We start from the raw sequence: 24,382 nt of genomic DNA on the forward strand, positions 1-24,382 counted from the left end.
GGGGCAATCCCGGAAAAACGAGCATTACCGCCATAAGGTGTCAGGCCACCCGTCGCTTGTAAACCTCGGTTTGTGCTGCGTTGCCGCCCATCTTACCGCGCGGCCAGGCTGCGCCGCGGAATTTCGAGCGTCTGCCCCACCTGGATGGTATCGCCGCGCAGGCCGTTATGCTGTCGCAGCTCGGCCACGCTGATGCTGTGGCGCGCCGCGATGGCGGAGAGACTGTCGCCGCGCTGCACGAGATATTGGCTGTCGCCAGCCGGCGCTTGGGGGGCTGGAGCGCTCAGCTCGGCCAGCACCACCTGTTCCTGCTCGACCGGCACCAGCACCACCTCGACGGTGGAGGGGTTGGCGCTACCGTTGGTCAGGCCGGGATTGAGCGCAGAGAGCTCCGAGGCGTCCACGCCGGTGACCCGGGCCAGCTGGGAGAGTTCGATGGGCCGGTTGACCGGCACCTTGGCAAAGGCGGGCGCATCGTCGATCTCGGGGAGAGCGACACCGTAGGCGTCGGGATCGTCGATGATCGCCGCGATGGCGTTCAGCTTGGGCAGGTATTGCATCGTCTCGTTGGGCAGCTGCAGTTGCCAGTACTCGCCGGCTTCGCCGCGTGCCAGGGCAGCATGCCGTGCGCGGTTGACCGTGCCGGCCCCGGCATTGTACGCCGCGAGCGAAAGTTCGATGTCGCCTTCGTACCACTGCTCAGCCTGCAGCTCGATGTAGTCCAGGGCCGCATTGGTGGCGGCGATCACGTCGAGGCGGCCATCGTAGCCCCCCTGGCGGCGCAGCCCCAGGGCGTCGGCGGTGCCGGGCATGAACTGCCAGAGGCCGGCAGCTCCGCGGTGACTGCGGGCGTGCGGGTCGTAGGAGCTTTCGATGAAGGGGATCAGGCTCACTTCGCCGGGTAGTCCTCGCCGTTCCACCTGCTCGGTGATCCAGGCCATCCAGGGGCGGGCGCGTTCGATGATCTCGACCACGTTGCCGGGGTTGGCGCGGTAATGCTCGATCCAATGCTGCACCCGAGCGTCATGGCGACGCTCCTGCCACGCCAGGTTCTCGCGCAGCCGCTCCCAGGCATCTCCCGGCATGGCCTCGAGATTCAGGTCGTCCCAGAAGTGGTGAGTGGGGAAGGCAGGCGTGGCGCCCGGATGAGGGGAGGCCAACAGCGCCGGGCTGGTTGCCGACAGCGCGCCGATCATGGCAATGCCGCCGGCGAGTGCCAGCGTCCACTGCCTCGTCGTTCGATAGGTCATACGTTCTCCTTCTGGGCTTTGAGCGGTCAAGCTGCCCATGGGATGCGTCGATTCTTGAAAAGCCGTGTCTTGAAAAACGTTCTCAGAAACCGTCTTTCCAGGCCCGCAGGGTCGCAAAGGTGCTCTGGACGGTTTCGGTATTGCCATGCTGAGAAGCAGTGGCACGCACGTCCGGATCTGCACAGCGCAGGAAAGGATTGATGCGTTTCTCGCGTGCAAGCTGGCTGGGCAGAGTAGGCCGGTCGTGCTCACGGGCACGCCGAGCTTCCGCCAGGGCATCGGCAACGTCACGATTGTGCGGGTCTGCCGCCTGAGCGAACCTCAGATTGGCCAGGGTGTACTCGTGAGCGGCGAAGACCAGGGTATCGTCCGGCAGAGCGGCCAGGGTCTGAAGGGAGCGGTGCATCTGCTCCGGGCTGCCTTCGAACAGTCGGCCGCAGCCACCGGAAAACAACGTGTCGCCACAGAACAGCAGGGGCGGGATGCCGGCGGTGAAGAAAGCGATATGGTCGAGGGTATGGCCGGGTACCTCTAGCACGTCGAAGCGACGACCCAGCACGCGACAGGTGTCGCCCTGACCGACGCGCTGCGTCAGGCCTGCAATGGCCGGGTTGTCGGGGCCGATGACCTCGGGTGAATAGCGCTCGATCAGTTCCGGCAGGCCACCCGTGTGGTCGTGATGATGATGAGTGACGAGAATGCTGCCGAGGGAGAGGCCTTCCTGCTCCAGCGCCTGGATGACCGGCGCCGCATCGCCTGGATCCACGACACAGGCTTCCGGGCTCGTATCCTGGCGCAATAGCCAGATATAGTTGTCGCTAAAAGCGGGAATCGGTGTCACGCTCAGCATAGGCGGTATGTCCTTGTTGCGTCGTCAACCGAATGTCAACCGAAATGAATGCAGTTCGCCGGTGTCTCCCGTTGCGTCCGGCGTCACTTGGGGGTCGCCAGCATGCGTTACATGGCGACGAATAGCGGCCAATTTGCCAAAAATTGCCTGCAAAACCGGTGATCATGGAGGTAATGGTCGGAAATGTCAAATCCGCACGCAGCGGCCACCCTGGCGCAGCTGTACCGAGAGGGGCATCGCTACTGGTCCAGCGAGAACGGTCAGGCCCATTGGCGCGCCGAACGGGCCTGTCTGGGTCCCGTATGCGAAAGCCTGCACGGCGGCCACAGTCTGGAGCTGGGAATGGGGCCTTCGCTGACCGACATGTCACCCATCCGCCACAACATTCGCTGGGCTCCCACCACCGAGCTCTCCGAGTCTGCATCGAGCCTGGTCTGTCCGCTGGATGCGCTTGCCCTGCCTGATGAGTGCCTGCATCTGGTCATCGTGCACCATCTGCTCGAACTCGTGGACGAACCGCACCGGCTGCTGCAGGAAGCGGCCCGGGTCACGGCGGACGATGGCTGCCTGATCGTGCTGGGCTGGATGCCGCTGGGCGTGACCGGCCTGGCACGGCTCTCGCCCAGGCGGCGGAACCGCTTGCCCTGGCGCGGCCACTGGAGAACGCCATCGAAGCTCCGTGACTGGCTGGCGTTTGTCGACTTTCGCATCGAGCGGGTAGACTATTGCGGCTTTCATCTTCCCGGCAGTCTGCCCAGCAATGCCACCCTCGAAACCTTCGGGCGGCGGCATAACGTGCCGCTGGGCGACAGCTACGTCATTCGGGCCAGACGCCGAGCGCGCCTCGTTCAGAGTCAGCGACCCAAGCTGCGCATTCAGAGCAGCCTGGGCGGCGGCGCCCTGGGTCATGCAACGCGTGTCGGAAGTGCCGCGCCGGAACCAAGCAGAAGGACCACCGAAGTTGAGTGACAGCGACCGCGATCAGCCCCTCCCCAGCGTGACGATACACACCGACGGTGCCTGCCGTGGCAATCCGGGCCCCGGGGGGTGGGGGGCCGTACTGGAAAGTGGCAGTCACGAGAAGACCCTCAACGGCTTCGAGGCGAACACCACCAACAATCGCATGGAGCTGATGGCCGCCATCATGGCGTTGCGCACCCTCAAGCGCCCCTGCGAGGTGGAACTCTGGACCGACTCCGAATACCTGCGGCTCGGCATCACCGAATGGATCCACGGCTGGATGAAGCGCAACTGGAAGACGGCCAATCGTCAACCGGTCAAGAATGCGGAGCTTTGGCGCGAACTGCTCGAGGAGACCCGGCGCCATCGTATCCATTGGCATTGGGTCAAGGGGCACAGCGGCCATCCCGGCAACGAGCGCGCCGATGCGCTGGCCAACGCCGCCATCGATGCCCACCGCACCAGCGCCAAGCCCACTCTCACTCAACCTGAGTACTAGTCATGCGTCAGATCGTGCTGGATACCGAAACCACCGGCATCGACCCCCGGGAAGGCCACCGCCTGATCGAAATCGGTGCCCTCGAGCTGGTGAACCGTCGTTTCACCGGGCGCACCTACCATCAGTACATCAATCCCGAGCGCGAGGTCGAGGCCGAGGCCATCGGGGTGCACGGCATCACCAACGAATTCCTCGAGGACAAGCCGGTCTTTTCCGCCGTGGCCGATGAGTTCTGGGAGTTCGTGCGCGGTGCCGAGCTGGTGATCCACAACGCCGCGTTCGACGTCGGCTTCATCGATCACGAATTCAATCTGCTGCTGGCGGCTCGCGGCGAGCCACGCCTGGGGCCGGTGGCCGAGCACTGTCGAATCCTGGATACGCTGCAACTGGCACGCGAGCGCCACCCCGGTCAGCGCAACAACCTGGATGCCCTGTGCAAGCGCTACGAGATCGACAACGGCCATCGTGTGCTGCATGGCGCCTTGCTCGATGCCGAGATCCTGGCCGAAGTCTATCTGGCCATGACCGGTGGGCAGACGGCGCTGTCGCTGGATGCAGAGGAGAGCAGCAGCAGCGAAGCCATGGCCAGCGGCCTGTCCATTCGGCGTCTCTCACTGCCCGCCGGCACGCTACGCGTGGTGCAACCCGGCGCCGAGGAACTGGCCGCTCATCGCGCCAAGCTCGAGCAGATTCGTCAGGCGGCGGGCAGCTGTCACTGGGACGCGCTGCTGGGCTCGACGCACGAGGCCGGCGATGCTGCGCCGTGAACTACCCCTCGGCTGTGAGCAGGGACGACTGATCCGTGTGGCCGATGGACGCATCGCCATCGGCCCGGACGGCAGCCCGCTGCAGCCGGAGCAGCCCTGGACGCAGAGCGTGCAGCCGTTGGCCTTCTGGCATGACGAGCCGATTGCGCTGGTGGTGGAAGAGCATGCCGACGAGAGTTGGCCCGATGGCCGGCAGTGGCTTGCACGACTCCCTGAATCCTGGTTTCCGCTGATCTCCACCGCGCTGCAGGTGGCGGCCTGGATCCGCGACCATCGCTTCTGTGGGCGCTGTGGGGCGCCCTCGGCGCGACTCGATGCCGAATTCGCCATGCACTGCGCCCAGTGCGGGCATCGCAACTATCCGCGCATCTCGCCCTGCATCATCACCTTGGTGACTCACGGCGAAGCCATGCTGCTGGCTCGCAGTCCGCGCTTCCCACCGGGGCGCTACTCCACGCTGGCCGGCTTCATCGAGCCGGGTGAATCGGCCGAGGAGGCGGTACATCGCGAGGTTTACGAGGAGGTGGGCGTCAGCGTAGGACGCATACGCTACTATCGCAGCCAGGCCTGGCCCTTTCCCCATGCGCTGATGCTGGGCTTCTTCGCCGAGGCCGCCAGCCGCCGCATTCACATCGACGGTATCGAAATCGCCGATGCCGCCTGGTTCACGCCCGGCCGGCTGCCTCAGTTGCCGCCGACCTACTCCATTTCCAGGGCGCTGATCGAGACTCACCTGGCCGAAGTCGCAGGCGGGTTCGCTCGCAAATGACAGACGGCAGCATCCGAAAACGAGAAGGGCCGCCTGTTGGCGGCCCTTCGACGCTGTGTCGACGCGGGTCGATCAGCGATTCGGGAACAGGCTGGTAAGCTTGGTGGCCAGCATCACGTTGCCGGTGGCCTTGAGCTTGCCCGTCATGAAGGCCGTCATGCCGTTGACGTCGCCGGTCATGATGCCTTTCAGGGTATCGGTGCTCATGGAGAGCGAGACGGAAGGGTCGTCATGCTCGCCTTCCTCGATTGCCAGGGTGCCGTCCTTGACGACCAGATAGTGGCTGCCGTTGTCGCTGAAGTGAAACTGGAAGACATCGTCCATGCCCTTGGCGGCCTGGGGGTCGAAGCGCTCTTGCAGTTTATCGAGGGTCGAGATGGACATGGGGAGTTCCTATGGGTGTTGAGCAGGGGACTTGAGAACCTGTTTGTCAGAGGTTATTTCAAACGATTGTTTCAATCAAGTCCGTTGTCAATGTCCTCGGGCGAGGTCACGATTGGACAATCAACCAACGGAGGGAGTGGCAACGTGAATGAATGGCTGATGGATGTCGGACGCTTCATCGTACAGATGTCGGTACTCACGCTGCTGGTCGTCGTGGCGGTGGTGATCATCGCCCGGATCAAGGGCGAGGGCCGCGATCGCACCCGGCTGAAAGTCGAGGAGTTGAACGACCGGCTGGAGTATCGCCGGCGCCGCCTGACCCTGGCTGCCACCGAACCCAATGCGCGCAAACGCCTGGTCAAGGCCTTTCGGCGTGACGACAAGAGCCGTTCCCGCAGTCGCAAGTCGCCGCCCGAGCCGCGCCACACGGTATGGGTGCTGGATTTCCGCGGTGATATCAAGGCCTCGGGCGTGGGGCGCTTCGCCGAGGAGATCTCCAGCGTGATCGCCGCGGCCGAAACGGGAGACGAGGTCGTCGTGCGTCTCGAGTCCGCCGGCGGCCTGGTGCACTCCTATGGGCTCGCCGCCGCCCAGATGGATCGCCTGCGCGAGGCCGGGCTGAAGACCACCGTCTGCGTGGACAAGGTTGCCGCCAGCGGTGGCTATCTCATGGCCTGTGCCGCCGACCAGCTGCGTGCCGCGCCGTTTGCCGTGCTGGGCTCGATCGGCGTCGTCGCCCAACTGCCCAACGTTCATCGCCTGCTGAAGCGCCATGACGTCGATGTCGAATTGCTCACGGCCGGCGAATACAAGCGGACGCTTACCGTCTTCGGCGAGAACACCGAAGAGGGGCGCGAAAAGTTCCAGGCCGATCTCGACAACATTCACGCGCTGTTCAAGCGTCACGTGGCCGAACGGCGCCCCGATCTCGATATCGAAGCGGTGGCAACGGGCGAGGTGTGGTACGGGCGGGACGCCCTGGACAAGGGGTTGATCGATGTGCTCGGTACCAGCGAGGCTTATCTGGTATCGCGTATGGAAGAGGCACGCATCGTCGGCGTTCGTCTCGAAACCCGCCACCCGATGAGCGAACGGCTGGGGATGGCAACCAGCAAGGCTGTCGAGGGAGCCATCATGCGTGTGCTCGAGCGACTCGACGCCAGCCGCTGGGAGAAACGCTGAGCGCAGGTATGCAGCCGCTCACGCCTCCTGCAAGCGCACCAGGGCGTCGATCATGCGGCGCGCCTGTTCGCCCTGCAGCGAGTAGTAGATGGTCTGCGATGCCCGGCGCGTCGACACGAGTCCTTCACGACGCAGGATCGCCAGGTGCTGCGAGAGGGCGGATTGGCTTAGCGAAAGCCGCTGGTTGAGTTCGGTCACCGAAAGCTCGGCACCGTCCAACAGACACAGAATACGCAGGCGATTGTCGTTGGCCAATGCCTTCAGCAGGGCAGTGGCGTTGTCGATGGCCGGGTTGCCGGCTTGCAGAAGCCGGCTTGCAGCACTGTGCGAGGTGCTCATGAAAGTTCTCCCCATATTGCCCGAGCCACGGTGGCTTGACTCAGGGTTCGGCGGCTTCAGGCATCTACCTCGGTCCGTGACAAGACAGCGCAAACGACATGTCATGGCCGTTGCTGTTCGGCAGCGCCCAATCTTGGTCATGGCATTGCTGATTTAGTCATCATTGATAGTGACTTCCGCCCTGTCAAACGGAGAATCAACCAAAGTCGCTATTTTCTCGTCATGACCTCTGACTTTTGCGTCTCATTGTCAACAACTCAACGGCTGCTCATGGCGAACACGCGGCTTTTTTCTCGATATTAGCCGATGGTATGAAGGAAAAACCGAAGAAAATCTCTAAAGTGTCAACAATCAAGTTCTCTTCGATGTCGGACAGATGCCCATGCCAGCCTACAAGAACGAATTCCAACGCTCGATCGAACAGCCGCAATCCTTCTGGGCCGACCAGGCACGCCGGATCCCCTGGTTCACGCCACCCAAGACCATTCTCGAGTACGACGAGCAGGGGCACGCTCGCTGGTACACCGACGGCGAGCTGAACCTGTGTCACGCCGCTCTGGATCATCATGTCGATCAGGGGCGAGGCGACCAGCCGGCCATCTACTGGGACTCGCCCGTCACCGGCGGCAAGCGCACGCTGACCTATCGCGAGATGCGCGACGAAGTGGCGCTGTTCGCCGGCGCACTCGAGGGGCTCGGGGTAGAGAAGGGCGATCGCGTCGTCATCTACATGCCGATGGTGCCGGAGGCGCTGGTAGCGATGTACGCCTGCGCGCGCCTGGGCGCCGTGCACTCGGTGGTATTCGGCGGTTTTGCCCCACACGAGCTCGCCGTTCGCATCGACGACGCCAAGCCCAAGGTCGTGGTGGCAGCTTCCTGCGGCGTCGAAATCGACCGGGTCATTGCCTATCAGCCGAACATCGCTGCAGCGATCGAGCTGAGCGAGCACAAGCCCGATGCCTGCATCTACCTGCAGCGTCAGCAGCAGTTGGCCGAACTCGGCCCGCGCGACCTGGACTGGTCCGAGCTGCTCGAGAGCGCCGAGCCGGCCGACTGCGTGCCGGTGAAGGGGAGCGACCCACTTTACGTGCTCTACACCTCCGGCACGACCGGAAAGCCCAAGGGGGTGGTGCGTGACACGGCGGGCTACGCCGTGGCGCTGCATTACTCGATGGAAACCATCTACGACGTGGCCCCGGGCGACGTGTTCTTCTCGGCCTCGGACGTGGGCTGGGTAGTGGGCCACTCCTATATCGTCTATGCCCCGCTGCTACGCGGCTGTACCACCGTGGTCTATGAGGGAAAGCCGGTCAAGACGCCGGACGCCGGTGCCTTCTGGCGGCTGATCAGCCAGTACCGGGTCAAGAGTTTCTTCACCGCGCCCACGGCCTTCCGCGCCATCAAGAAGGAGGATCCCGACGGCATCCTGCTGCAGCAGTACGACATCTCCTGCCTCAAGGCGCTCTATCTGGCGGGTGAGCGCCTCGATCCGCCGACGTTCCACTGGCTGGACGATTTGCTCGACGTGCCTGTCATCGATCACTGGTGGCAGACCGAAACCGGCTGGCCGATTGCGGCCAACCTGCAGGGGCTCGAGCCGATGCCGACCAAAGCCGGCAGCGCCACCGTGCCGGTGCCCGGGTTCAACGTGCAGATCCTCAACCGGGAAGGGGAGCAGGCCGCACCGATGGAGCAGGGCAGCGTGGTCATCAAGCAACCCATGCCGCCGGGCTGTCTGATCGGTGTATGGGGAGATCCCCAGCGGTTCCACAGCGCCTACATGGCCGCCTTCCCCGGCTATTACCTGACCGGCGACGGCGGTTACTTCGACGAAGAGGGCTACCTTTTCATCATGGGACGCACCGATGACGTCATCAACGTGGCCGGGCACAGGCTCTCCACCGGCGAGATGGAAGAGGTGGTTGGAGCTCACCGCGCCGTGGCCGAATGCGCCGTGATCGGTATACACGATGCCCTGAAGGGACAGATACCGGTCGGCCTGGTCATCCCCAAGGACGGCTTCGACGGCGATGAGGTCGCCCTGGAAAACGAGCTGATCGCTCTGGTGCGGGAGAAGATCGGCCCGATCGCCTGCTTCAAGCAGGTGCTGGTGGTCAACCGCCTGCCCAAGACCCGCTCGGGCAAGATCCTGCGCAAACTGCTGCGCAACATCGCCGATGGCAAGGAGTACGGCGTGCCCTCGACCATCGACGACCCGGCAAGCCTGCAGGACGTGCACGAAGCCATGAAGGCGCGTGACGTGGGCTCGGCGCACGAGGCACGCCAGGTCTGATCCTCAACCGATGAGCCGCCGCCCGGCGGCTCATCGCTCAATCTTCACTTGGTCTGCTCCTGTCTTCAGACCAGGCATTGGCCAGTGCCGACGGGCCACGTATAATCCCTGCCTCATTCCGGCACCCGATCAAACGGGCGTCGGCGAGGGTTCCCTCACCCCTCGTCATCGATTCGGCCGCCGTGGCGGTCGTCCAAAAAGGATTCATCCATGTTCGTCTTGTCCGAAGCGCAGCAGCGACGCTGCTTACTGCTGCTGGTGTCGTTCCACATTCTGATCATTGCCGCCAGCAATTATCTCGTCCAGCTGCCGTTCACGCTGTTCGGTTTCCATACGACCTGGGGGGCCTTCAGCTTTCCCTTCATCTTTCTCGCCACCGACCTCACCGTGAGGCTGTTCGGCAAGGAGCCGGCCCGCGCCATCATCATGCGGGTCATGTTGCCTGCGCTGTTGATCTCCTACGTCGTTTCGGTCGTCTTCCCCCGGGGAAGCTTTGCCGGCCTGGAAGCGTTGGGCGAGTGGAACCTCTTCGTGGCGCGCATCGCCCTGGCGAGCTTTGCCGCCTACGTGCTCGGCCAACTGCTCGACGTCCAGGTCTTCGATCGTTTGCGCAGCCTGCGCGCCTGGTGGGTCGCCCCGGCCGTTTCCACCGTGCTCGGCAATCTCGCCGACACCGCCGCGTTCTTTGCCCTGGCCTTCCATCGCAGCCCCGACCCCTTCATGGCAGCCAACTGGGTCGAGATCGCCATCGTGGACTACGTCATCAAGCTGGGCATCAGCCTGCTGTTCTTCCTGCCGCTCTACGGCGTGCTGTTGAGCTGGCTGAGCCGCAGGCTGGTGCAACTCACCGGGCAGCAGGACCTGGCACCGCAGCGGCTCTGAACGACGCCCCACATGCTCAAGCCAACATGCTCAGATAAGGGAGGAAGGATGAGCGTCGAACTCAATTTCCAGGATAGCGGCGGGTCAGGCACTCCGCTCATCGTCGTCCACGGCCTGCTGGGCAGCGCCGACAACTGGCGCTCCCACGTCAAGCAGTGGCAGGAGCACCGCCGGGTGGTCGCGGTCGACCTGCGCAATCACGGACGCTCGCCGCACGCCGATGGCATGAGCTATGGCGAAATGGCCGAGGACCTGCTGGCCCTGATGGACCGCCTGGGCATCGACAAGGCTCATCTGCTGGGCCATTCGATGGGGGGGAAGGTGGTCATCAGCCTGGCGCGCCTGGCGCCGCATCGAGTGGCATCGCTGATCGTGGCAGACATCGCACCGCAGAAATACGGCCATGGCCACGACGCGGTCTTTGCCGGCCTGCGCAACCTTCAGCGCGGCAGGCCGGAAAACCGGCGCGAGGCGGATGCCCTGCTGGCCGAACATGTCGAAGAGCGCGCCACACGGCTGTTTCTCGCCACCAATCTGGAGCGCGATGCCAGCGGCGGCTTGGCCTTGCGCGTGGGGCTCGACCAGATAGAGGCCGGCTACGAGGACATCATGCAGGCGCCTGCCGGAGAGGGAGCATTCGATGGCCCGGTGCTGGTGCTGCGAGGCGGCCGTTCGCACTATGTCCCGGATTCGGCGCTGCCCGCGCTGCGTGAGGTACTGCCGACAGCCGAGGTGGTGACGCTGCAGGACGCCGGTCACTGGCTGCACGCCGAGCAGCCCGAGGCCTTCCAGGCCAAGGTCAACGACTTCCTCGCCGCCTTGTCTGCCTGACGGCGGCATTTGGCTTCGGCTAGGGAACTGCTGCCCCCAGGTCTATCGCCAGCCGCTCGAGGGGCGTTGGCACCTCGATGATGCCGGCATCCAGCAAGTACTGCTCGAGCCGCAGATAGCGCCCCTTGTCCACGGCCGCCGGCTGCAGCGAGAAGCGCGGAGAGATGCCGGCCCAGGCTTCCCGGTTGATCGGATCGGCCAGGGCGGGCTCGGCCTTTTCCAGCAGCGCCCACGCTTCCAGAGGGTGGTTGACGATCCACAGTGCCGCTTCTTCCAGGGCCGACACGAAGCGACGCAGCGCATCGCGCTTGCCGTTGAGCTGATCCCGGTTGGCCATCAGGATTAAGCCATCATGCAGGGGCAGGCCGAACTCCTCGATGGGCAGGGTGTGGGTCAATATGCCTTCGTCGGCCAGTTGGCGCGGCAGCAGGTAGCGATGATGCATCATCATGCCGTCGACGTCCTGAGCACGCATGGCATCGAGCATCGCGTAGTTGGTGTCCTTCAACTCCACCAGATCCAGCCCGTTGGCCGTCCCCAGCAGTTCGCTCAGCACGCTCTGCAGCATGGCGTCACGACCATCGACATCGGTATAGCCGATGCGCATGCCTTCCACGGCCAATTCCTGTTTCTCCGAATCGGCATTGGCACGCAGCATCAGCCCCGATACGGGGGCCGCTATCAGGGTGGCGATACGCACCAGCGGCATGCCGCTATCGACCAGCAAGTGCAGCTGAGTCTGGCGCCCCAATGCAAGATCGGTGCGTCCTGCCGCCAGCAGCTTGGCGGACACGTTGGGATCGGCCGGTACTATCAGCGACACGTCCAGGCCGCGACGCTGGAACATGCCTTTTTCACGTGCTATCAGCAGGGTGGCATGCTGGGGATTGAGGTACCAGTCCAGCGTCACGCTCAGTTGGGTGGTGGGTGGCGGTACAATCGGATCGGCCGGGGCAGTAACCACCGTTGGCACGTCCAGCGCGGGCTCGCTCGAGCTTACCTCGTGCTCGTCGAGCGCGCCCGGTGCCTCCGGCAGAAGGTGCCCGATGACCCCCACGCCGTCGACGACGGGGGGCGCCTCGACCAGCGGCACGGTGCCACCCGGTGCCAGGGCCTCACTGGTCACCAAGGGGGTGAACACCGTGACCTCGGTATCGAGTTCCAGCGGCGGCGCGGGCAGGGGCTCAGCCTCTTCTGCAGCCTGCTCGGCCTGCAGCAACAGCGGCAGCAACAGCAGGGCAGTCGTCAACGCTATCGCCAGGAGGCGTATCATGGTGCTGCGATCAAGCTTGGCCATGGAGCTCCAAAGCAAGTGTGATCTTCGGTAAGCGACCAGTTTATCGTTGTCATGACAGGCATGGCTAGCTGAGACCGTCCTGCGATAGTAAGGGTGGCATGGCATAATGGAGCCATTCCGGCTCGAGGTCATGCATGGACACCATCAATACACTGTTTCTGTTATCCGGCTTCCTTATCGCTCTGAGTGTCGTGGCAAGCCGCATCTCCTCGATGGTGGGCTTGCCGCTGCTGCTGATCTTCCTCGGGCTGGGCATGCTGGCCGGCGAAGACGGTATTCTGGGTATCCAGTTCGACGATTACTCGCTGGCCTTCCTGATCGGCCATCTCGCGCTGGCCATGATCCTTCTCGATGGCGGGCTGCGTACCCGCCTCAAGACCTTCCGGGTCGGTTTTCGTCCGGCGCTCTCCCTCGCCACACTCGGCGTGTTCGTCACCAGCGCCATCGTCGGCCTGTTCGCCATGTGGATCTTCGATCTCACGCTGATTCAGGGCCTGCTGGTCGGCGCGATCGTCGGCTCCACCGATGCCGCTGCGGTTTTCTCGATGCTCAGCGGCCGCGGCGTGCATCTCAACGAGCGCGTCAGTGCGACGCTCGAGATCGAGTCCGGCACCAACGACCCGATGGCCATCTTCCTGACCCTGCTGCTCGTCGAACTGCTGGTTGGCGACATTCGCGGCCTGGGTTCAACGGCGATGTTCATGGCCCTGCAGTTCGGTCTGGCGCTGGTGATCGGGGTGGGCGGCGGCTGGTTGAGTGCGAAACTGCTGCGCTGGCTGGACCTCGCCCCGGGGCTCTACTCGCTGTTGGCCCTGGGCCTGGGATTCTGCGTTTTCGGCGCCACCAGCTTCCTTGGCGGCAGCGGCTTCCTGGCGATCTATCTCACCGGGTTGATGATCGGCAACCAGCCGGGGCGCCATCTCAACTTCATTCTGCCCGTGCATGATGGCCTGGCCTGGTTGAGCCAGATCGGCCTGTTCCTGATCCTGGGCCTGCTGGTCAGCCCGTCGGGGCTGCTCGAGTTCGCCTTGCCGGCCGCGCTGGTAGCACTGGTGCTGATCTTCATCGCCCGCCCGCTGGCGGTGCTGCTGACGGTCAAGCCGTTCTTTCGTTTCCGCTGGCGGGAGATCGGCTTCATCTCCTGGGTCGGTCTGAGAGGGGCGGTGCCCATCGTACTGGCCATCTTCCCGGTGATCGGTGGGGTGGAGAATTCCGCGCTCTATTTCAACGTCGCCTTTGCCGTGGTCTTGCTCTCGCTGCTGATCCAAGGCGGCACGCTACCCTTGATGGCACGCTGGACCAAGGTCGAGGTACCCGTTGGCGTGACCCCCAACAATCGTGGCCCGCTAGGCATCCTGCCGGAAAACGATTACGAGATGTTCGTCTACAAGGTGGACAACCAGGACCTCGACGACGTCCCCATCCGCCTGTTGCGCTTTCCTTCGGGCGCAGTGATTTCGGCACTGTTTCGCCAACACGCCATGCTGCATCCAAAGGGCAGCACGCGCCTGAAGCTTGGCGACGTGATTTGCGTCATCGGCCGCAGCGAGGACCTGCCGGCGCTCAACCGGCTGTTCAGCGGCGACGCCAAGTTGAAGCGGGAGCGCGCCTTCTTCGGCACTTTCACCTTCGATGGCGATGCCTTGATGCGGGATATCGCCAGCGTCTACGGCCTGACCCTGAGTCCCGGAGAGAGTGAGATGACTTTGGCCGAATTCGTGTCCCTGCGCGTCGGCGGTCATCCCGTCGTGGGTGACGACGTCGACTGGCACGGCATTCACTGGGTGGTCAGCGAGATGGACGGCAATCGGGTGACCCGCGTCGGCTTGCGTCTCTATTGAGGCCCGGGTCCCGACCGCTTCGCTTGCAGCACTGAACGGCGGCTTCTATCTTCTCGTAACCGCTATCGGCATCGACAAGGAGACGTCACATGCTCAAATTTCTGGCAAGCACCGCCGGGATCATCTTTCTCATCGGCCTGCTGGTGGTCATCGGTTTGCTGATGCTCATCTTTTGATACTCGCTTCCATACGACGGCGTCACATACGAGACGGGGCAGCCAAGCTGCCCCGTCTTGCGTCGTGCCACCGGCCACTCAACCGATGGCGAAGCTGGCTGCATTGAGCCACAGATGAACTGCGATGCTGGCCGCATAGCCCACCAGGATCACCGGCGCCCAGCGCAGGTGGCCCATGAAGGTGTAGTTGCCACGCGCCTGGCCCATGAGAGCGACACCGGCGGCGGAGCCGATCGACAGCACGCTGCCCCCCACGCCGGCGGTCAGGGTGATCAGCAGCCACTGCCCGTGGGACATGTCGGGCTGCATGGTCAGCACGGCGAACATCACGGGGATGTTGTCGACCACCGCCGAGACCAGTCCCAGCACGATGTTGGCCCAGGTCGGGTTCCAGCCCAGGTAGAGCGCCTCGGAGAGCAGCCCCAGATAGCCCATGAAGCCCAGGCCGCCCACGCACATCACGACGCCGTAGAAGAACAGCAGGGTGTCCCACTCGGCGCGCGCCACACGATTGAATACGTCGAAGGGCACCACGCTGCCCAGCTGAGCCAATTTACGCTCATCGCCACGGGCGGTGTAGCGGGCACGCTTGCGCTCCAGCGAGCGCGGCAGGCTGCGGCGCAGGTAGTAACCGAAGAACTGCAGGTAGCCAAGGCCCGTCATCATGCCCAGTACCGGCGGCAGGTGGAGCAGGGTGTGGCTGGCGACCGCCGTGGCCACGGTGAGCAGGAAGAGGGCGATGATGCGGCGCGCACCGCGCTTGAGCCAGACGTCCTCGTACACGCCCTCCGGCTTGCGATTGTTGATGAACAGGCTCATCACCAGGGCGGGAATGATGAAATTGACGATGGAAGGAATCAGCAGCGTGAAGAACTCATAGAACTGCACGATGCCGGCCTGCCACACCATCAGCGTGGTGATGTCACCGAACGGGCTGAAGGCGCCACCGGCGTTGGCGGCCACGACGATGTTGATGCAGCACAGGTTGATGAAGCGCTTGTCACCCTCGGCCACCTTGGTCACCACCGCACACATCAGCATGGCCGTGGTCAGGTTGTCGGCGATGGGCGAGATCACGAAGGCCAGCACGCCCGTCAGCCAGAAGAGCTGTCGGTAGCTGAAGCCCTTGCGTACCATCCAGGAGCGCAGGGCATCGAAGACACGGCGCTCGTCCATGGCGTTGATGTAGGTCATCGCCACCAGCAGGAAGAGCATGAGCTCGGTGAACTCGAGCAGGGTTTCGCGGAAGGCGTGCTCGGCCTGGTCGGGCATGCCGGCCTGCACGTAGACCCAGCCGATCATCGTCCAGATCAAGCCGGCGGCAACCAGCACCGGCTTCGACTTGCGCATGTGCAGCTTCTCTTCGGCCATGACCAGGGAGTAGGCCAATACGAAGATCAGGACTGCCAGGAAACCGACCATCGAGCCGGTCATCGGAATACTTCCGGTGACGGCAAAGGCGGCCGGGCTGAAGGTCGTGGCGAGAAGTGCGAGCAGCACGATGCCTGGCCACCGGGAAAGGCCCCGGAGCCTGGCGAGGGAACAAAAGCCGATAGGCATGGATTGAGTTCCTGGGTGGAGTAGTAGGGGAGGGATGAAAAAACGACGCTATTCTAACACCTCATATTGCACCGCAATAGAGGTGACGAGCGTCCGAATTAGGATTGCCAGCATATCGAGCTGGAGCACGGGGCTTGGTGGCCGGCTCACCTCCTCGATTACGCCCTCCGACCAGGCGATGTATCCTCGCTACGTCATGCTGTCGCTCTGCCAGGCTTGCAGAGCCGGCCCCTCACCCATAAACTTATAAAAACTTATGACGCATCATGTACAGTGGACGTTGAAGGCAGCCAAACAGGCGAAGAAGATCCCACTGCCGGAGCGGGGTCGTATCGTCGAGAGCGTCGGATCGCTCAAGGACTGGCCCGAAGCCATGCAGGCCAATGACATCAAACGCCTGAAGAATCACCGATACCAATATCGGATGAGAGTGGGACGCTATCGTGTCTTGTTCGACGTCGAGTCCGGATTGAAGGTCGTCTCCATCGAGGAGGTGAGAAAGCGCGATGAACGCACATATTGACTATCACATCAGTGAGCAGGCCGGTCGTCGCTATGCCGTGGTGCCGCTGGAGCAATTCACCGAGCTGGTGGAGCGGGCAGGTAAAGTCGATGCCCTGACACTGCCACATGAAGTGGTAAGCCGTCATCTGACCGATGATCTGCCTTTGTTGCGCTGCTGGCGTGAGTACCTGGGCATGACCCAGGCCGAGCTGGCAGAGCGCATGAAAGTCTCCCAAGCCCAAGTGGCTCAGTGGGAGCGACCCACCGCCAGGCCACGGCATGCCACCTTGAAGAAAGCGGCGGCAGCCTTGGGGATCCACGTCAGTCAGCTCACATTGAACGACTGATCGAAACATTGAGTAGATAGGCGGCATGCGGTGAGCATGCCGCCTATCTGCATGATGTTGGGTTGGATGGTGGGCAAACGAAAAAAGCGCCCGTAGGCGCTTAATTCTAAAAGACTAGGTGGCGGAGGGACAGGGATTCGAACCCTGGAAGGGCGTTAACCCTTGCCGGTTTTCAAGACCGGTGCATTCAACCGCTCTGCCATCCCTCCGGCTCACGGGGGCGAATATTACCAGTTATGCTCATAAGGTCAAGAGCATCGCTGCGTTAGGGAAGCACTGAACAAATCGACGAGCGAGATGAAGCACAAGGCGCACGGAGCGCAGTACCGAGCGAAGCGACAAACAGCCGTAGGCTGGCCCCGAAGGGGCGAGAAGCCGCAGGCTTCGAGTCAACCGGAGCATATGGGGTATATGTGAGGATTCCGAGCACCGCGCAACGCAGTGATTCGCTCGCGTAGGCATTTGTGCAGCGCTTCCTTAGCGCCGAGGAGTCGTCATGTCAGCCCCGCACGACACACAAAATGGCCCCATCGTCGCCGTCGCGGTGGCGGCAATCGAGCAGGGCAGGGTGCTGGTAGTGCGACGCACCAAGCCGCCCAACGCCAATAGGCTGGCACTGCCGGGTGGCCGTGTGGAACCGGGCGAGGCGCTGTTCGAGGCCGCCGTGCGCGAACTGCGCGAGGAGACCGGGATCGAAGCCGAGGCGGAGCGTGTCGTGACGGCCGTCGAGGAGATTCAGCATGACACCCAAGGGCGCTTGCTGCACCACTACGTCATCGTCGTGGTTCGTTGCCGAGCGCTCGGCGGAATTGCAGTTGCCGGCGACGATGCCAGTGAAATCCGCTGGCTCGACCGCAGGCAGATCGGGGAAGAGCCTGAGCTGTGCGAGAACACCCGGCGGGTGGGCGCTTCGCTGTTCGAACCACTATACTCGCGATGAAGATGCGTTGAGCGTTGTAGAACTAAGGACTTGCGTCGGGAACCAACCGACGGCATCCTTGGTCCACTGCTGAGATCAACCAAGATCAACTACAGGGAGCTCTCGATCAATGGCCTATCACGACACACATGTGGCCCAGCACTCGTCCCAGGCCGTCAGCGCCAACAAGGTTCTTCGCAACACCTACGCGCTGCTGGCGATGACACTGCTGTTCTCCGCCGTCACAGCGGGTGCCGCCATGGCCATGGGCGTCGAGCGGATGAACATCTTCGTGTTCTTCATCGGCGCATACGGCTTGATGTTCCTCGTCCACAAGACCGCCAATTCGGCTGCCGGACTGCTGGCCACCTTCGCCTTCACCGGCTTCATGGGCTTCACCCTCGGCCCGATTCTCAGTGCCTATCTGGCCCTGCCCAACGGCCCCGCGCTGATCATGAATGCGCTGGCCATGACCGGCCTGACCTTCATCGGGCTTTCCGCCGTGGCACTGGTGTCCAAGAAGGACTTCAGCTTCCTGGCCAACTTCCTGCTGGCAGGCGCCATCGTGCTGATCCTGGCCATGGTCGCAGGCCTGATCTTCCAGATCCCCACCCTGATGTTGATGGTATCTGCCGGCTTCGTGCTGTTCGCCTCGGCCGCCATCCTCTATCAGACCAGCGAGATCGTGCACCGCGCCGGCGAGACCAACTACATCCTCGCCACCATCACGCTGTACGTCTCGATCTACAACCTCTTCGTCAGCCTGCTGGCGCTGCTCGGCATCATGAGCAACGACTGATCGCCGATCACGAGGGTATCGCCGGGCCCCGCTGATGCGGGGCCTGCGCGTTTGAGAAGACAGGTACCGCCATGCGTTACGCTCTACTCGTCCAGGGAGCGCCCTACAGCAGCCAGGCGTCTCATTCCGCGCTGCGCTTCGCCTCGGCGCTGCTGGCCCGCGGCCACCGCCTGGAGTGCGTCTTCTTCTATCATGAAGGGGTGTACAACGCCGCCCGCCTGGCCGCACCGCCCCAGGACGAACCGCATCTCCACGATGCCTGGTGCGCACTCAATGCCGAACATGGTACGCAGTTGCAGGTGTGTATTGCCGCCGCTCTGCGCCGCGGCATGCTCGACGAGCGAGAGGCCAGCCGCCACGGCAAGCACGGCCATAGCGTCGAGCCGCCCTTCGAACTGACGGGGCTCGGTCAGTTGATCGACCTGGGGCAGAGCGTCGATCGCCTGGTGACCTTTGCCCCCTGAGGAGAACGAACGGATGTCGTCACACGCCCTTGCCACCGGAGATCTGCTGGTCATCCTGCGCCATGCACCGCATGGCAGCAGCTGGCTGCGCGAAGGCCTGGATGCGGCGCTGGTGGCCGCGGCCTTCGGCCAGTCGGTGACGCTGCTGTTCCAGAGCGATGGCGTACTGGCTCTGGCCCGTGGCCAGCAAGCCGGGCCGCTGGGCCAGAAGAGCACCGCGCCCACCCTGGACATGCTGGCCATGTACGACATCGAATCGCTGTTCTTCGTCGAGGATGCCCTGGCGAGCTTCGGCCTGACTCAGCAGGACCTGCAGCTCTCGGCCTCGGGAATCCCCGTCACCGCGATTCCCGAACTACTTGCCGGCCACAAGCAGATCCTGACTTTCTGATAGGCTTCGATGCCACTGTGAGGCTTCATGATCCTGCATATTCTCAACCGACCGCCCAGTTCGAGCCTGGTGTATCGCGAAGCGCTCGCCGCCATGAGCGACACGGACCGCCTGCTGCTGGTCGAGGATGGCGTACTGGGTGCACTGACGTCCCAGGTGCGTCATTTCCAGCAGGTTGAGGGGCGCCTGTTCGCTTTGCGCGAAGACCTGCACGCACGCGGGCTCGAGGGCCAGTGCGATGCCAGCGTTCAGGTCGTCGATGTGGATGGCTTCGTCACTCTGACCGAAGAAGCCGACAAGACAGTGAGCTGGTTCTGATGGCTTCCACCGAGGTTGCACGCTATCTGAACGTCGGCGACAGACGCATCGCCCTGGACCCCGAAGGCTATCTCGTCGAGCTCAGCGACTGGACGCCGGCCGTGGCCGAGGCCCTGGCCGCCGAGGAGGGACGTGAACTCGGCGAGGAGCACTGGGAGGTGATCGAGGTGATCCGCGATTTCTATGCCCGCTATCAGGCCTCACCGGCCATGCGCCCGCTGGTCAAGGCGGTAGGGCTGGCTCTGGGGCCGGAGAAGGGGCGCTCGCTGCATCTGATGCGCCTGTTCCCCGACAGCCCTGCCAAGGTGACGGCCCGCCTTGCCGGGCTGCCGAAACCTGCCAACTGCCTCTGACGGCCTCACATGAACTTCCTGGCCCACGCCTGGCTTGCCCGCGGCGGCAGCGACGACTTTCTCTACGGCAATCTTATCGCCGATGGGGTCAAGGGCAGCGACCTTTCCGCCTGGCCAGCCGAGGTGGCGCTGGGCATTCGCCATCATCGCCGGGTCGATGCCTTCGTCGACGGGCATCCGGTCGTGCTGTCGGCACGCAGACGTGCGCCTGCCGAGCATCGCCGCTACGCCGGCATCGCGCTGGACCTGCTGTGGGATCATTTCGTGGCCCGTGAGCTCGAGCTGGAAACCCAGGAGTCTCGCCTGGTGCTGCGCAGCTATCGCGTGCTGAGCCACCGGCCCGCACCGGCTCGCCTGGAGCGGATGATTCCGGCCCTGGTCGCCCAGGACTGGCTGCACCGCTACGCCGACTTCACCTTCACCTGCGACGCCGTACGGGGCATCGGCAATCGCCTGTCGGGCCCCAATCGACTGGCCGCCCTGGTACCCTGGCTGGAGGCGGACTACGGCAACCTGCAGCGCGACTTCGACCGGCTGTGGCCGGCCGTCATCGAAGCGCTGGAAGCCGCGCCGGGCAAGCGCTCAATCGACCCGCAACCATAGGCAGTCGATCCTGTCGCCCGGGTTGACCTGGGCGTTGGCCGGCACCACCGCCAGCGCATCGGCCTTGACGCAGGAGGAGAGCACGCCGGAGCCCTGATCGGGAAAGGCGTGAGCGGTGACCCCGCCCTGGGCCATGTTCAGCGCCACCCGCATGTAGTGCCGCCGCGGTCCGGCACGGGTGGAGAAGTCGGCCCGCGCACTCAGGGTAGGCAGCGTGGCCAGGGCAGGGCAGGCGAGCAGGGCGCCCATCAACGGCCGCAGGAACAGCCAGGCGGCAACGAAACTGGAAACCGGATTGCCGGGCAGTCCGACGAAGCGCACCTCGCGCCCGTCGCTGGCATCGAGCCGGCCCAGCGCCAGCGGTTTGCCGGGCTTGAGAGCCAGGCGCCAGAGGTCGAGCCGGCCGATCTCTTCGATGGCGGCCTTGACGTGGTCTTCCTCACCGACGCTGACGCCACCGGTCGTGACGACCACCTCGGCCTGGTCGGCGGCCAGCGCCAGCATGGCGCGAGTGCCTTCGGCATCGTCGGGCATGGTGGCGATGAAAGTGACCTCGGCGCCGAAGCGCTCCAGCAGTTCCTTCAACATGGGCCGATTGGTGTTGTAGATCTGACCGGCCGCCAGCGGCCGGCCGGGCTCGACGATCTCGTCGCCGCTGTTGAGCAGAGCGACCCGTGGCCGTCGCCGTACCGCTACCTCGACCACGCCCTGGCTGGCCAGGTGCCCGAGTGCAGCGGCATCCAGGCGGTGGCCGACCTCGAGCAGCACCGCACCGGCCGCCACGTCGCTGCCGCGATGGCGCACGTTGTTGTCGGCCGGTACCTGGGCCGGTATGTCGGCGGCGTCGCCGACGACCTCGACCTGCTCCTGCATCACCACGCAGTCGGCGCCTTGCGGAAGCTCGGCCCCGGTGAAGATGCGCGCGCAGGTGCCCCGCATGAGCGGCTGCGGCGAGACACCGGCGGCAACCCGCTGGACGATCGGCAGGCGCTGACCGGCATCTGCATGATGCAACGCATAGCCGTCCATGGCGCTGTTGTGAAACGGGGGCACGTCGAGCCGGGCAATGACCTCGTCGGCCAGCACCCGACGGCTGGCCTGGGTGCAGTCGACGATTTCCGCATCGACGGCGACGACACCCTCGAGCAGGGCAGCCAGGGCCGCCTCGACGGATTGCAGTTCAGACATGCTGGCCTCGCTCCGGAATGACCAGATTGGCGAAATTGCACGGCTTGTGGCGGCTGTCGAGCTGCTCGGCGAGCAGCCCGTCCCAGGCGGTGCGACAGGCTCCGCTGGAACCTGGCAGGCAGAAGATCACCGTGGCGTTGGCCAGGCCGCCGAGGCAGCGACTCTGGATGGTCGAGCTGCCGACCTCCTGCCAGGAGAGCTGGCGGAACTGCTCGCCGAACCCCTCGATGCGCTTGTCCAGCAGCACCGATATCGCCTCAGGGGTGGAGTCGCGACCGGTGAAGCCGGTGCCCCCGGTGGTCAGGATCACCTGGACCTCGGGGTTGGCGATCCACTCCGATACCACCGCGCGGATACGGTAGACGTCGTCGATGACGATACGGCGCTCGGCCAGCCGGTGTCCGGCTTCGGTCAACCGCTCGGCGAGCAGGGCACCGCTGCGGTCGTTGTTGAAGTCGCGGGTGTCGGAAATGGTGAGCACTGCCACGTTGAGCGGAATCATCGTCTCGCTCATGAGCTCGACTCCCGCTTGCGCGCCTGACGCTCCTCGAAGGCGGCCAGCTGCTCCGGCGTGGCCTGGCGCTGATACTTGGCCTTCCACTCCTCGTAGGGCATGCCATAGACGTAGTCGCGTGCCGTTTCGTAGTCGAGTTCGGCACCCTGTTCGTCGGCGGCCGCCACCAGCCACTTCGACAGGCAGTTGCGGCAGAAGTCGGCGAGAATCATCAGGTCGATGTTCTGCACGTCCTTGTTGGCGTCCAGATGCCGGAGCAGGCGGCGGAAGGCGGCGGCCTCGAGCTGAGTGCGGGTGGCGTCGTCGAGATGCTGCATACGTTGGCTCCTGTTGAAATCGCCTCAGGATAGCAAAACTGCTGCGCCGGTGGGCTCAAACGGCATCGCCACGGGTGCAGACCGACAGCACCACTGCATCGTCTTCGCTCACCGAGACCAGCGCGTGGCCCATGTCGCTGTCGAAATAGATGCTGTCGCCGCGGGAGAGCTGCAGCGGCTCGTAGAATTCGGTATAGAGGCGAATCTCGCCCTCCAGCACCATCAGGAACTCCTCCCCGTCGTGACGCACCCACTCGCTGAACTCTTCGAAGCTGCGCGCCCGCACGATGGTCTTGAAGGGGATCATGCGCTTCTGGGCCAGCTCGCAGCTGAGCAGTTCATGCTCGTAGGTAGGGGTCGGGTGGCGTTCGCCTTCGCCCTGGCGGGTCAGGTCGCGGCGGCCCATGGTGCGTGTCTGCACCTTGGGTGGGGTGAGCAGCTGAGGAAGATCGATGCCCAGACCGTTGATGAGTTTCTGTACGGCGGTGAACGTCGGCGAGATCTGGTTGTTCTCGATCTTGGACAGGGTGGAGCGGGCCAGCCCCGTGCGCTGGCTGACATCCTCCAGCGTCCACTGGTTGGACAGGCGAATTTCCTTGAGTCGCTCCCCCAGGCGCAGGGGCTCGACGAACGGCTTGCGTCCCGAGGCGATGCGCAGTGCAGCCTGCTGATCGGTATTGGCGGGCATGGGTCGGTTCACTATTGGAAACAGAGTTTCTCAAAGCGTACCACAGAAGGGGCGGCGTGCCTCGCACCAACACGCCCCTGGCTTGCCTGGCGCCGACGGCTCACTGCTCGAAGGGCAACCCCAGCAGTGCCTTGACGTGTGCCTCTACGCTGCGCCCCAGCGAATCCAGGTCGTAGCCGCCCTCGAGTACCGAGACCAGGCGGTTGTCGGCATACAGCGCGGCGATGTCCAGCGCCAGCCGGGTGATCCAGTAGTAGTCCTCGTCTTCCAGGCAGAGCTCGGCCAGGGGGTCTTCGCGATGCGCGTCGAAACCGGCCGAGACGAGTACCAGCTCGGGCTTGAAGGCATGCAGCGCCGGCAGCCAGTCGTCCTCGATCGCCTTGCGGAAGGCGGCACTGTCGGTGCCTGCCTCAAGCGGCGTGTTGACCACGTTCTGCCACTCGCTGCGCAGGTAGCGCCAGGGGTAGAAGGGGTACTGGAAACTGGTGCAGATCAGGATGTCGGGGTCGTCCTTGAAGATGTCGATGGTGCCGTTGCACTGGTGCACGTCGAAATCGAGGATCGCGATACGGCGTACGCCGTGGCGCGCGCGGGCATGGGCGGCGCCGACCGCGACGTTGTTGTAGAAACAGAAGCCCATGGCGTCGGTGGCCTCGGCGTGGTGGCCGGGCGGGCGTACGGCGCAGAAGACGTTGTCGGCCTGGCCGCGATAGACCTGATCGACCCCGCGGATCACCGCGCCCGCCGCTACGCGGGCAGCGCTGAGGCTGTCGGGGTTCATCAGGGTATCGCTGTCCAGCGTGACGATGCCCGTTGCGGGAACGCACTTGTCCAGGGCACGTAGATGGCGCAGCGGATGGACCCTGGCCAGCTCCTCTTCACTAGCCGGACGCGCTTCCGACTGCATGGTCTGCTGCAACAGTCCGCTGAGGGCGAGGCGGGCGCGAATGGCTTCGAGACGCAGGGGGCTTTCGGGGTGCTCCGGGCCCATATGGTGAAGGTCGCAGTCGGGATGCGAGATGAACGCCGTGATCATATGAACTCCAGAGTGACTGAAGTCACCTTAATGCGCGCAAGCCCTTGCACAACAGTGTCAA

Annotated in this window: 30 protein-coding genes and 1 tRNA gene; 19 read left to right on the plus strand and 12 right to left on the minus strand. The window is 64.0% G+C overall.

Annotated elements, in window-relative coordinates; genetic code table 11:
- Positions 1 to 92 precede the first annotated feature (92 nt).
- Together C4S71_RS01355 and gloB are read right to left on the minus strand one after the other, a co-directional pair.
- Positions 93 to 1,250, minus strand: coding sequence for a transglycosylase SLT domain-containing protein (locus C4S71_RS01355; protein ID WP_103967950.1), 1,158 nt, complete (start codon positions 1,248 to 1,250; stop codon positions 93 to 95).
- An 82-nt stretch (positions 1,251 to 1,332) separates the two neighbouring features.
- Entirely contained in the window at positions 1,333 to 2,100 is a 768-nt protein-coding gene (gloB, locus tag C4S71_RS01360; RefSeq protein ID WP_103967951.1) for a hydroxyacylglutathione hydrolase, read from the minus strand.
- A gap of 183 nt (positions 2,101 to 2,283) precedes the next feature.
- Here gloB and C4S71_RS01365 point away from each other — a divergent pair, with 183 nt between their 5' ends.
- From C4S71_RS01365 to nudC, 4 genes are read left to right on the plus strand one after another with little or no spacing between them, the layout of a single operon-like run.
- Entirely contained in the window at positions 2,284 to 3,069 is a 786-nt protein-coding gene (locus C4S71_RS01365; RefSeq protein WP_086509786.1) for a class I SAM-dependent methyltransferase, read from the plus strand.
- Positions 3,062 to 3,559 carry a ribonuclease HI gene (gene rnhA, locus C4S71_RS01370; protein ID WP_103967952.1) on the plus strand — a complete coding sequence of 166 codons (498 nt, stop codon included), beginning with the start codon at positions 3,062 to 3,064 and terminating at the stop codon, positions 3,557 to 3,559. Before C4S71_RS01365 ends, rnhA begins: the two co-directional genes overlap by 8 nt.
- 2 nt (positions 3,560 to 3,561) lie before the next feature.
- Positions 3,562 to 4,326 (plus strand): DNA polymerase III subunit epsilon, encoded by a 765-nt coding sequence (dnaQ, locus tag C4S71_RS01375; RefSeq protein ID WP_103967953.1) that lies wholly within the window; start codon positions 3,562 to 3,564, stop codon positions 4,324 to 4,326.
- Positions 4,313 to 5,095, plus strand: coding sequence for an NAD(+) diphosphatase (gene nudC, locus C4S71_RS01380; protein WP_086509789.1), 783 nt, complete (start codon positions 4,313 to 4,315; stop codon positions 5,093 to 5,095). Before dnaQ ends, nudC begins: the two co-directional genes overlap by 14 nt.
- Positions 5,096 to 5,167: 72 nt before the next feature.
- Here nudC and C4S71_RS01385 read toward each other — a convergent pair whose 3' ends face one another.
- Positions 5,168 to 5,479, minus strand: a complete 312-nt coding sequence (locus C4S71_RS01385) for an SCP2 sterol-binding domain-containing protein (RefSeq protein WP_010628544.1) — start codon at positions 5,477 to 5,479, stop codon at positions 5,168 to 5,170.
- A 144-nt stretch (positions 5,480 to 5,623) separates the two neighbouring features.
- On the opposite strand from C4S71_RS01385, the gene sohB reads away from it, so the two are divergent.
- The gene (gene sohB / locus C4S71_RS01390; protein ID WP_086509790.1) at positions 5,624 to 6,661 is read left to right on the plus strand and encodes a protease SohB; all 1,038 of its coding nucleotides are present in this window, start codon (positions 5,624 to 5,626) and stop codon (positions 6,659 to 6,661) included.
- An 18-nt stretch (positions 6,662 to 6,679) separates the two neighbouring features.
- On the opposite strand, the gene C4S71_RS01395 is transcribed toward sohB, so the two are convergent.
- Positions 6,680 to 7,000: an ArsR/SmtB family transcription factor gene (locus C4S71_RS01395; protein ID WP_010628546.1), complete on the minus strand. Its 321-nt coding sequence runs from the start codon at positions 6,998 to 7,000 to the stop codon at positions 6,680 to 6,682.
- Positions 7,001 to 7,382: 382 nt separating this feature from the next.
- Between C4S71_RS01395 and C4S71_RS01400 the strand changes: the two genes are divergently transcribed.
- The 3 genes from C4S71_RS01400 to C4S71_RS01410 all read left to right on the plus strand — a co-directional run bounded on the left by C4S71_RS01400 (position 7,383) and on the right by C4S71_RS01410 (position 11,006).
- Positions 7,383 to 9,293, plus strand: coding sequence for a propionyl-CoA synthetase (locus tag C4S71_RS01400; protein ID WP_103968085.1), 1,911 nt, complete (start codon positions 7,383 to 7,385; stop codon positions 9,291 to 9,293).
- 210 nt (positions 9,294 to 9,503) lie between these two features.
- Positions 9,504 to 10,175, plus strand: a complete 672-nt coding sequence (locus tag C4S71_RS01405) for a 7-cyano-7-deazaguanine/7-aminomethyl-7-deazaguanine transporter (protein WP_103967954.1) — start codon at positions 9,504 to 9,506, stop codon at positions 10,173 to 10,175.
- Positions 10,176 to 10,223: 48 nt separating this feature from the next.
- Positions 10,224 to 11,006 (plus strand): alpha/beta fold hydrolase, encoded by a 783-nt coding sequence (locus C4S71_RS01410; RefSeq protein ID WP_103967955.1) that lies wholly within the window; start codon positions 10,224 to 10,226, stop codon positions 11,004 to 11,006.
- A gap of 19 nt (positions 11,007 to 11,025) precedes the next feature.
- Here the strand turns inward: C4S71_RS01410 and C4S71_RS01415 are convergent, their stop codons facing one another.
- Positions 11,026 to 12,303: an ABC transporter substrate-binding protein gene (locus tag C4S71_RS01415; RefSeq protein ID WP_160113342.1), complete on the minus strand. Its 1,278-nt coding sequence runs from the start codon at positions 12,301 to 12,303 to the stop codon at positions 11,026 to 11,028.
- Positions 12,304 to 12,437: 134 nt separating this feature from the next.
- Here C4S71_RS01415 and C4S71_RS01420 point away from each other — a divergent pair, with 134 nt between their 5' ends.
- Complete coding sequence (locus C4S71_RS01420; protein ID WP_086509794.1) at positions 12,438 to 14,144, plus strand: potassium/proton antiporter; 1,707 nt, start codon at positions 12,438 to 12,440, stop codon at positions 14,142 to 14,144.
- An 89-nt stretch (positions 14,145 to 14,233) separates the two neighbouring features.
- A complete protein-coding gene (locus tag C4S71_RS23065; protein ID WP_442861953.1) occupies positions 14,234 to 14,320 on the plus strand; it encodes a small membrane protein YohP in 87 nt (28 codons plus the stop codon).
- A 78-nt stretch (positions 14,321 to 14,398) separates the two neighbouring features.
- On the opposite strand, the gene nhaD is transcribed toward C4S71_RS23065, so the two are convergent.
- Positions 14,399 to 15,880 (minus strand): sodium:proton antiporter NhaD, encoded by a 1,482-nt coding sequence (nhaD, locus tag C4S71_RS01425; protein ID WP_234244692.1) that lies wholly within the window; start codon positions 15,878 to 15,880, stop codon positions 14,399 to 14,401.
- A gap of 280 nt (positions 15,881 to 16,160) precedes the next feature.
- Between nhaD and C4S71_RS01430 the strand changes: the two genes are divergently transcribed.
- Both C4S71_RS01430 and C4S71_RS01435 read left to right on the plus strand, forming a co-directional pair.
- A complete protein-coding gene (locus C4S71_RS01430) occupies positions 16,161 to 16,403 on the plus strand; it encodes a type II toxin-antitoxin system RelE family toxin (protein WP_200825216.1) in 243 nt (80 codons plus the stop codon).
- A complete protein-coding gene (locus tag C4S71_RS01435) occupies positions 16,387 to 16,731 on the plus strand; it encodes a helix-turn-helix domain-containing protein (RefSeq protein WP_103967959.1) in 345 nt (114 codons plus the stop codon). The genes C4S71_RS01430 and C4S71_RS01435 overlap by 17 nt, the downstream gene beginning before the upstream one ends.
- Positions 16,732 to 16,850: 119 nt before the next feature.
- Here C4S71_RS01435 and C4S71_RS01440 read toward each other — a convergent pair.
- Positions 16,851 to 16,940, minus strand: a tRNA-Ser gene (locus tag C4S71_RS01440).
- Positions 16,941 to 17,227: 287 nt separating this feature from the next.
- Here C4S71_RS01440 and C4S71_RS01445 point away from each other — a divergent pair.
- The 7 genes from C4S71_RS01445 (at position 17,228) to C4S71_RS01475 (ending at position 20,578) form a co-directional block, all read left to right on the plus strand.
- Positions 17,228 to 17,671 carry an NUDIX hydrolase gene (locus C4S71_RS01445; protein ID WP_103967960.1) on the plus strand — a complete coding sequence of 148 codons (444 nt, stop codon included), beginning with the start codon at positions 17,228 to 17,230 and terminating at the stop codon, positions 17,669 to 17,671.
- Positions 17,672 to 17,780: 109 nt separating this feature from the next.
- Complete coding sequence (locus C4S71_RS01450; protein WP_086511291.1) at positions 17,781 to 18,449, plus strand: Bax inhibitor-1/YccA family protein; 669 nt, start codon at positions 17,781 to 17,783, stop codon at positions 18,447 to 18,449.
- Positions 18,450 to 18,520: 71 nt separating this feature from the next.
- Complete coding sequence (tusD, locus tag C4S71_RS01455) at positions 18,521 to 18,913, plus strand: sulfurtransferase complex subunit TusD (RefSeq protein WP_086511292.1); 393 nt, start codon at positions 18,521 to 18,523, stop codon at positions 18,911 to 18,913.
- A 13-nt stretch (positions 18,914 to 18,926) separates the two neighbouring features.
- Complete coding sequence (gene tusC / locus C4S71_RS01460) at positions 18,927 to 19,304, plus strand: sulfurtransferase complex subunit TusC (RefSeq protein ID WP_103967961.1); 378 nt, start codon at positions 18,927 to 18,929, stop codon at positions 19,302 to 19,304.
- A gap of 27 nt (positions 19,305 to 19,331) precedes the next feature.
- On the plus strand, positions 19,332 to 19,622 hold the full coding sequence (gene tusB, locus C4S71_RS01465; RefSeq protein WP_086511294.1) for a sulfurtransferase complex subunit TusB: 291 nt from the start codon (positions 19,332 to 19,334) through the stop codon (positions 19,620 to 19,622).
- Positions 19,622 to 19,975, plus strand: a complete 354-nt coding sequence (locus C4S71_RS01470) for a TusE/DsrC/DsvC family sulfur relay protein (RefSeq protein WP_103967962.1) — start codon at positions 19,622 to 19,624, stop codon at positions 19,973 to 19,975. The genes tusB and C4S71_RS01470 overlap by 1 nt, the downstream gene beginning before the upstream one ends.
- Before the next feature lie 9 nt (positions 19,976 to 19,984).
- The gene (locus tag C4S71_RS01475; protein WP_103967963.1) at positions 19,985 to 20,578 is read left to right on the plus strand and encodes an acyl carrier protein phosphodiesterase; all 594 of its coding nucleotides are present in this window, start codon (positions 19,985 to 19,987) and stop codon (positions 20,576 to 20,578) included.
- Here C4S71_RS01475 and C4S71_RS01480 read toward each other — a convergent pair.
- From C4S71_RS01480 to C4S71_RS01500, 5 genes are all read right to left on the minus strand, one after another.
- Positions 20,558 to 21,766 carry a molybdopterin molybdotransferase MoeA gene (locus C4S71_RS01480; RefSeq protein WP_103967964.1) on the minus strand — a complete coding sequence of 403 codons (1,209 nt, stop codon included), beginning with the start codon at positions 21,764 to 21,766 and terminating at the stop codon, positions 20,558 to 20,560. The genes C4S71_RS01475 and C4S71_RS01480 overlap by 21 nt on opposite strands.
- The gene (moaB, locus tag C4S71_RS01485; protein WP_086511298.1) at positions 21,759 to 22,280 is read right to left on the minus strand and encodes a molybdenum cofactor biosynthesis protein B; all 522 of its coding nucleotides are present in this window, start codon (positions 22,278 to 22,280) and stop codon (positions 21,759 to 21,761) included. Before moaB ends, C4S71_RS01480 begins: the two co-directional genes overlap by 8 nt.
- The gene (locus C4S71_RS01490) at positions 22,277 to 22,597 is read right to left on the minus strand and encodes a DUF1244 domain-containing protein (protein WP_086511299.1); all 321 of its coding nucleotides are present in this window, start codon (positions 22,595 to 22,597) and stop codon (positions 22,277 to 22,279) included. Before C4S71_RS01490 ends, moaB begins: the two co-directional genes overlap by 4 nt.
- 55 nt (positions 22,598 to 22,652) lie before the next feature.
- Entirely contained in the window at positions 22,653 to 23,285 is a 633-nt protein-coding gene (locus C4S71_RS01495) for a helix-turn-helix domain-containing protein (protein ID WP_086511300.1), read from the minus strand.
- 100 nt (positions 23,286 to 23,385) lie between these two features.
- Complete coding sequence (locus C4S71_RS01500) at positions 23,386 to 24,321, minus strand: histone deacetylase family protein (protein ID WP_086511301.1); 936 nt, start codon at positions 24,319 to 24,321, stop codon at positions 23,386 to 23,388.
- Between the last annotated feature and the right edge of the window lie 61 nt (positions 24,322 to 24,382).

The organism is Billgrantia desiderata, from assembly GCF_900108215.1.
GTDB lineage: Bacteria > Pseudomonadota > Gammaproteobacteria > Pseudomonadales > Halomonadaceae > Halomonas > Halomonas desiderata.

Excerpts from the sequence above, each read along its gene's own strand:
- C4S71_RS01480 (WP_103967964.1), bottom strand. The coding sequence starts at position 21,766 with ATGTCTGAACTGCAATCCGTCGAGGCGGCCCTGGCTGCCCTGCTCGAG.
- tusC (WP_103967961.1), top strand. The coding sequence starts at position 18,927 with ATGTCGTCACACGCCCTTGCCACCGGAGATCTGCTGGTCATCCTGCGC.
- C4S71_RS01355 (WP_103967950.1), bottom strand. The coding sequence starts at position 1,250 with ATGACCTATCGAACGACGAGGCAGTGGACGCTGGCACTCGCCGGCGGC.
- C4S71_RS01420 (WP_086509794.1), top strand. The coding sequence starts at position 12,438 with ATGGACACCATCAATACACTGTTTCTGTTATCCGGCTTCCTTATCGCT.
- C4S71_RS23065 (WP_442861953.1), top strand. The coding sequence starts at position 14,234 with ATGCTCAAATTTCTGGCAAGCACCGCCGGGATCATCTTTCTCATCGGC.
- C4S71_RS01405 (WP_103967954.1), top strand. The coding sequence starts at position 9,504 with ATGTTCGTCTTGTCCGAAGCGCAGCAGCGACGCTGCTTACTGCTGCTG.
- C4S71_RS01495 (WP_086511300.1), bottom strand. The coding sequence starts at position 23,285 with ATGCCCGCCAATACCGATCAGCAGGCTGCACTGCGCATCGCCTCGGGA.
- C4S71_RS01410 (WP_103967955.1), top strand. The coding sequence starts at position 10,224 with ATGAGCGTCGAACTCAATTTCCAGGATAGCGGCGGGTCAGGCACTCCG.
- C4S71_RS01450 (WP_086511291.1), top strand. The coding sequence starts at position 17,781 with ATGGCCTATCACGACACACATGTGGCCCAGCACTCGTCCCAGGCCGTC.
- C4S71_RS01400 (WP_103968085.1), top strand. The coding sequence starts at position 7,383 with ATGCCAGCCTACAAGAACGAATTCCAACGCTCGATCGAACAGCCGCAA.
- C4S71_RS01365 (WP_086509786.1), top strand. The coding sequence starts at position 2,284 with ATGTCAAATCCGCACGCAGCGGCCACCCTGGCGCAGCTGTACCGAGAG.
- nhaD (WP_234244692.1), bottom strand. The coding sequence starts at position 15,880 with ATGCCTATCGGCTTTTGTTCCCTCGCCAGGCTCCGGGGCCTTTCCCGG.
- nudC (WP_086509789.1), top strand. The coding sequence starts at position 4,313 with ATGCTGCGCCGTGAACTACCCCTCGGCTGTGAGCAGGGACGACTGATC.
- C4S71_RS01385 (WP_010628544.1), bottom strand. The coding sequence starts at position 5,479 with ATGTCCATCTCGACCCTCGATAAACTGCAAGAGCGCTTCGACCCCCAG.
- dnaQ (WP_103967953.1), top strand. The coding sequence starts at position 3,562 with ATGCGTCAGATCGTGCTGGATACCGAAACCACCGGCATCGACCCCCGG.
- tusD (WP_086511292.1), top strand. The coding sequence starts at position 18,521 with ATGCGTTACGCTCTACTCGTCCAGGGAGCGCCCTACAGCAGCCAGGCG.
- moaB (WP_086511298.1), bottom strand. The coding sequence starts at position 22,280 with ATGAGCGAGACGATGATTCCGCTCAACGTGGCAGTGCTCACCATTTCC.
- tusB (WP_086511294.1), top strand. The coding sequence starts at position 19,332 with ATGATCCTGCATATTCTCAACCGACCGCCCAGTTCGAGCCTGGTGTAT.
- gloB (WP_103967951.1), bottom strand. The coding sequence starts at position 2,100 with ATGCTGAGCGTGACACCGATTCCCGCTTTTAGCGACAACTATATCTGG.
- C4S71_RS01435 (WP_103967959.1), top strand. The coding sequence starts at position 16,387 with ATGAACGCACATATTGACTATCACATCAGTGAGCAGGCCGGTCGTCGC.
- C4S71_RS01475 (WP_103967963.1), top strand. The coding sequence starts at position 19,985 with ATGAACTTCCTGGCCCACGCCTGGCTTGCCCGCGGCGGCAGCGACGAC.
- C4S71_RS01395 (WP_010628546.1), bottom strand. The coding sequence starts at position 7,000 with ATGAGCACCTCGCACAGTGCTGCAAGCCGGCTTCTGCAAGCCGGCAAC.
- C4S71_RS01445 (WP_103967960.1), top strand. The coding sequence starts at position 17,228 with ATGTCAGCCCCGCACGACACACAAAATGGCCCCATCGTCGCCGTCGCG.
- C4S71_RS01490 (WP_086511299.1), bottom strand. The coding sequence starts at position 22,597 with ATGCAGCATCTCGACGACGCCACCCGCACTCAGCTCGAGGCCGCCGCC.
- C4S71_RS01470 (WP_103967962.1), top strand. The coding sequence starts at position 19,622 with ATGGCTTCCACCGAGGTTGCACGCTATCTGAACGTCGGCGACAGACGC.
- C4S71_RS01415 (WP_160113342.1), bottom strand. The coding sequence starts at position 12,303 with ATGGCCAAGCTTGATCGCAGCACCATGATACGCCTCCTGGCGATAGCG.
- C4S71_RS01500 (WP_086511301.1), bottom strand. The coding sequence starts at position 24,321 with ATGATCACGGCGTTCATCTCGCATCCCGACTGCGACCTTCACCATATG.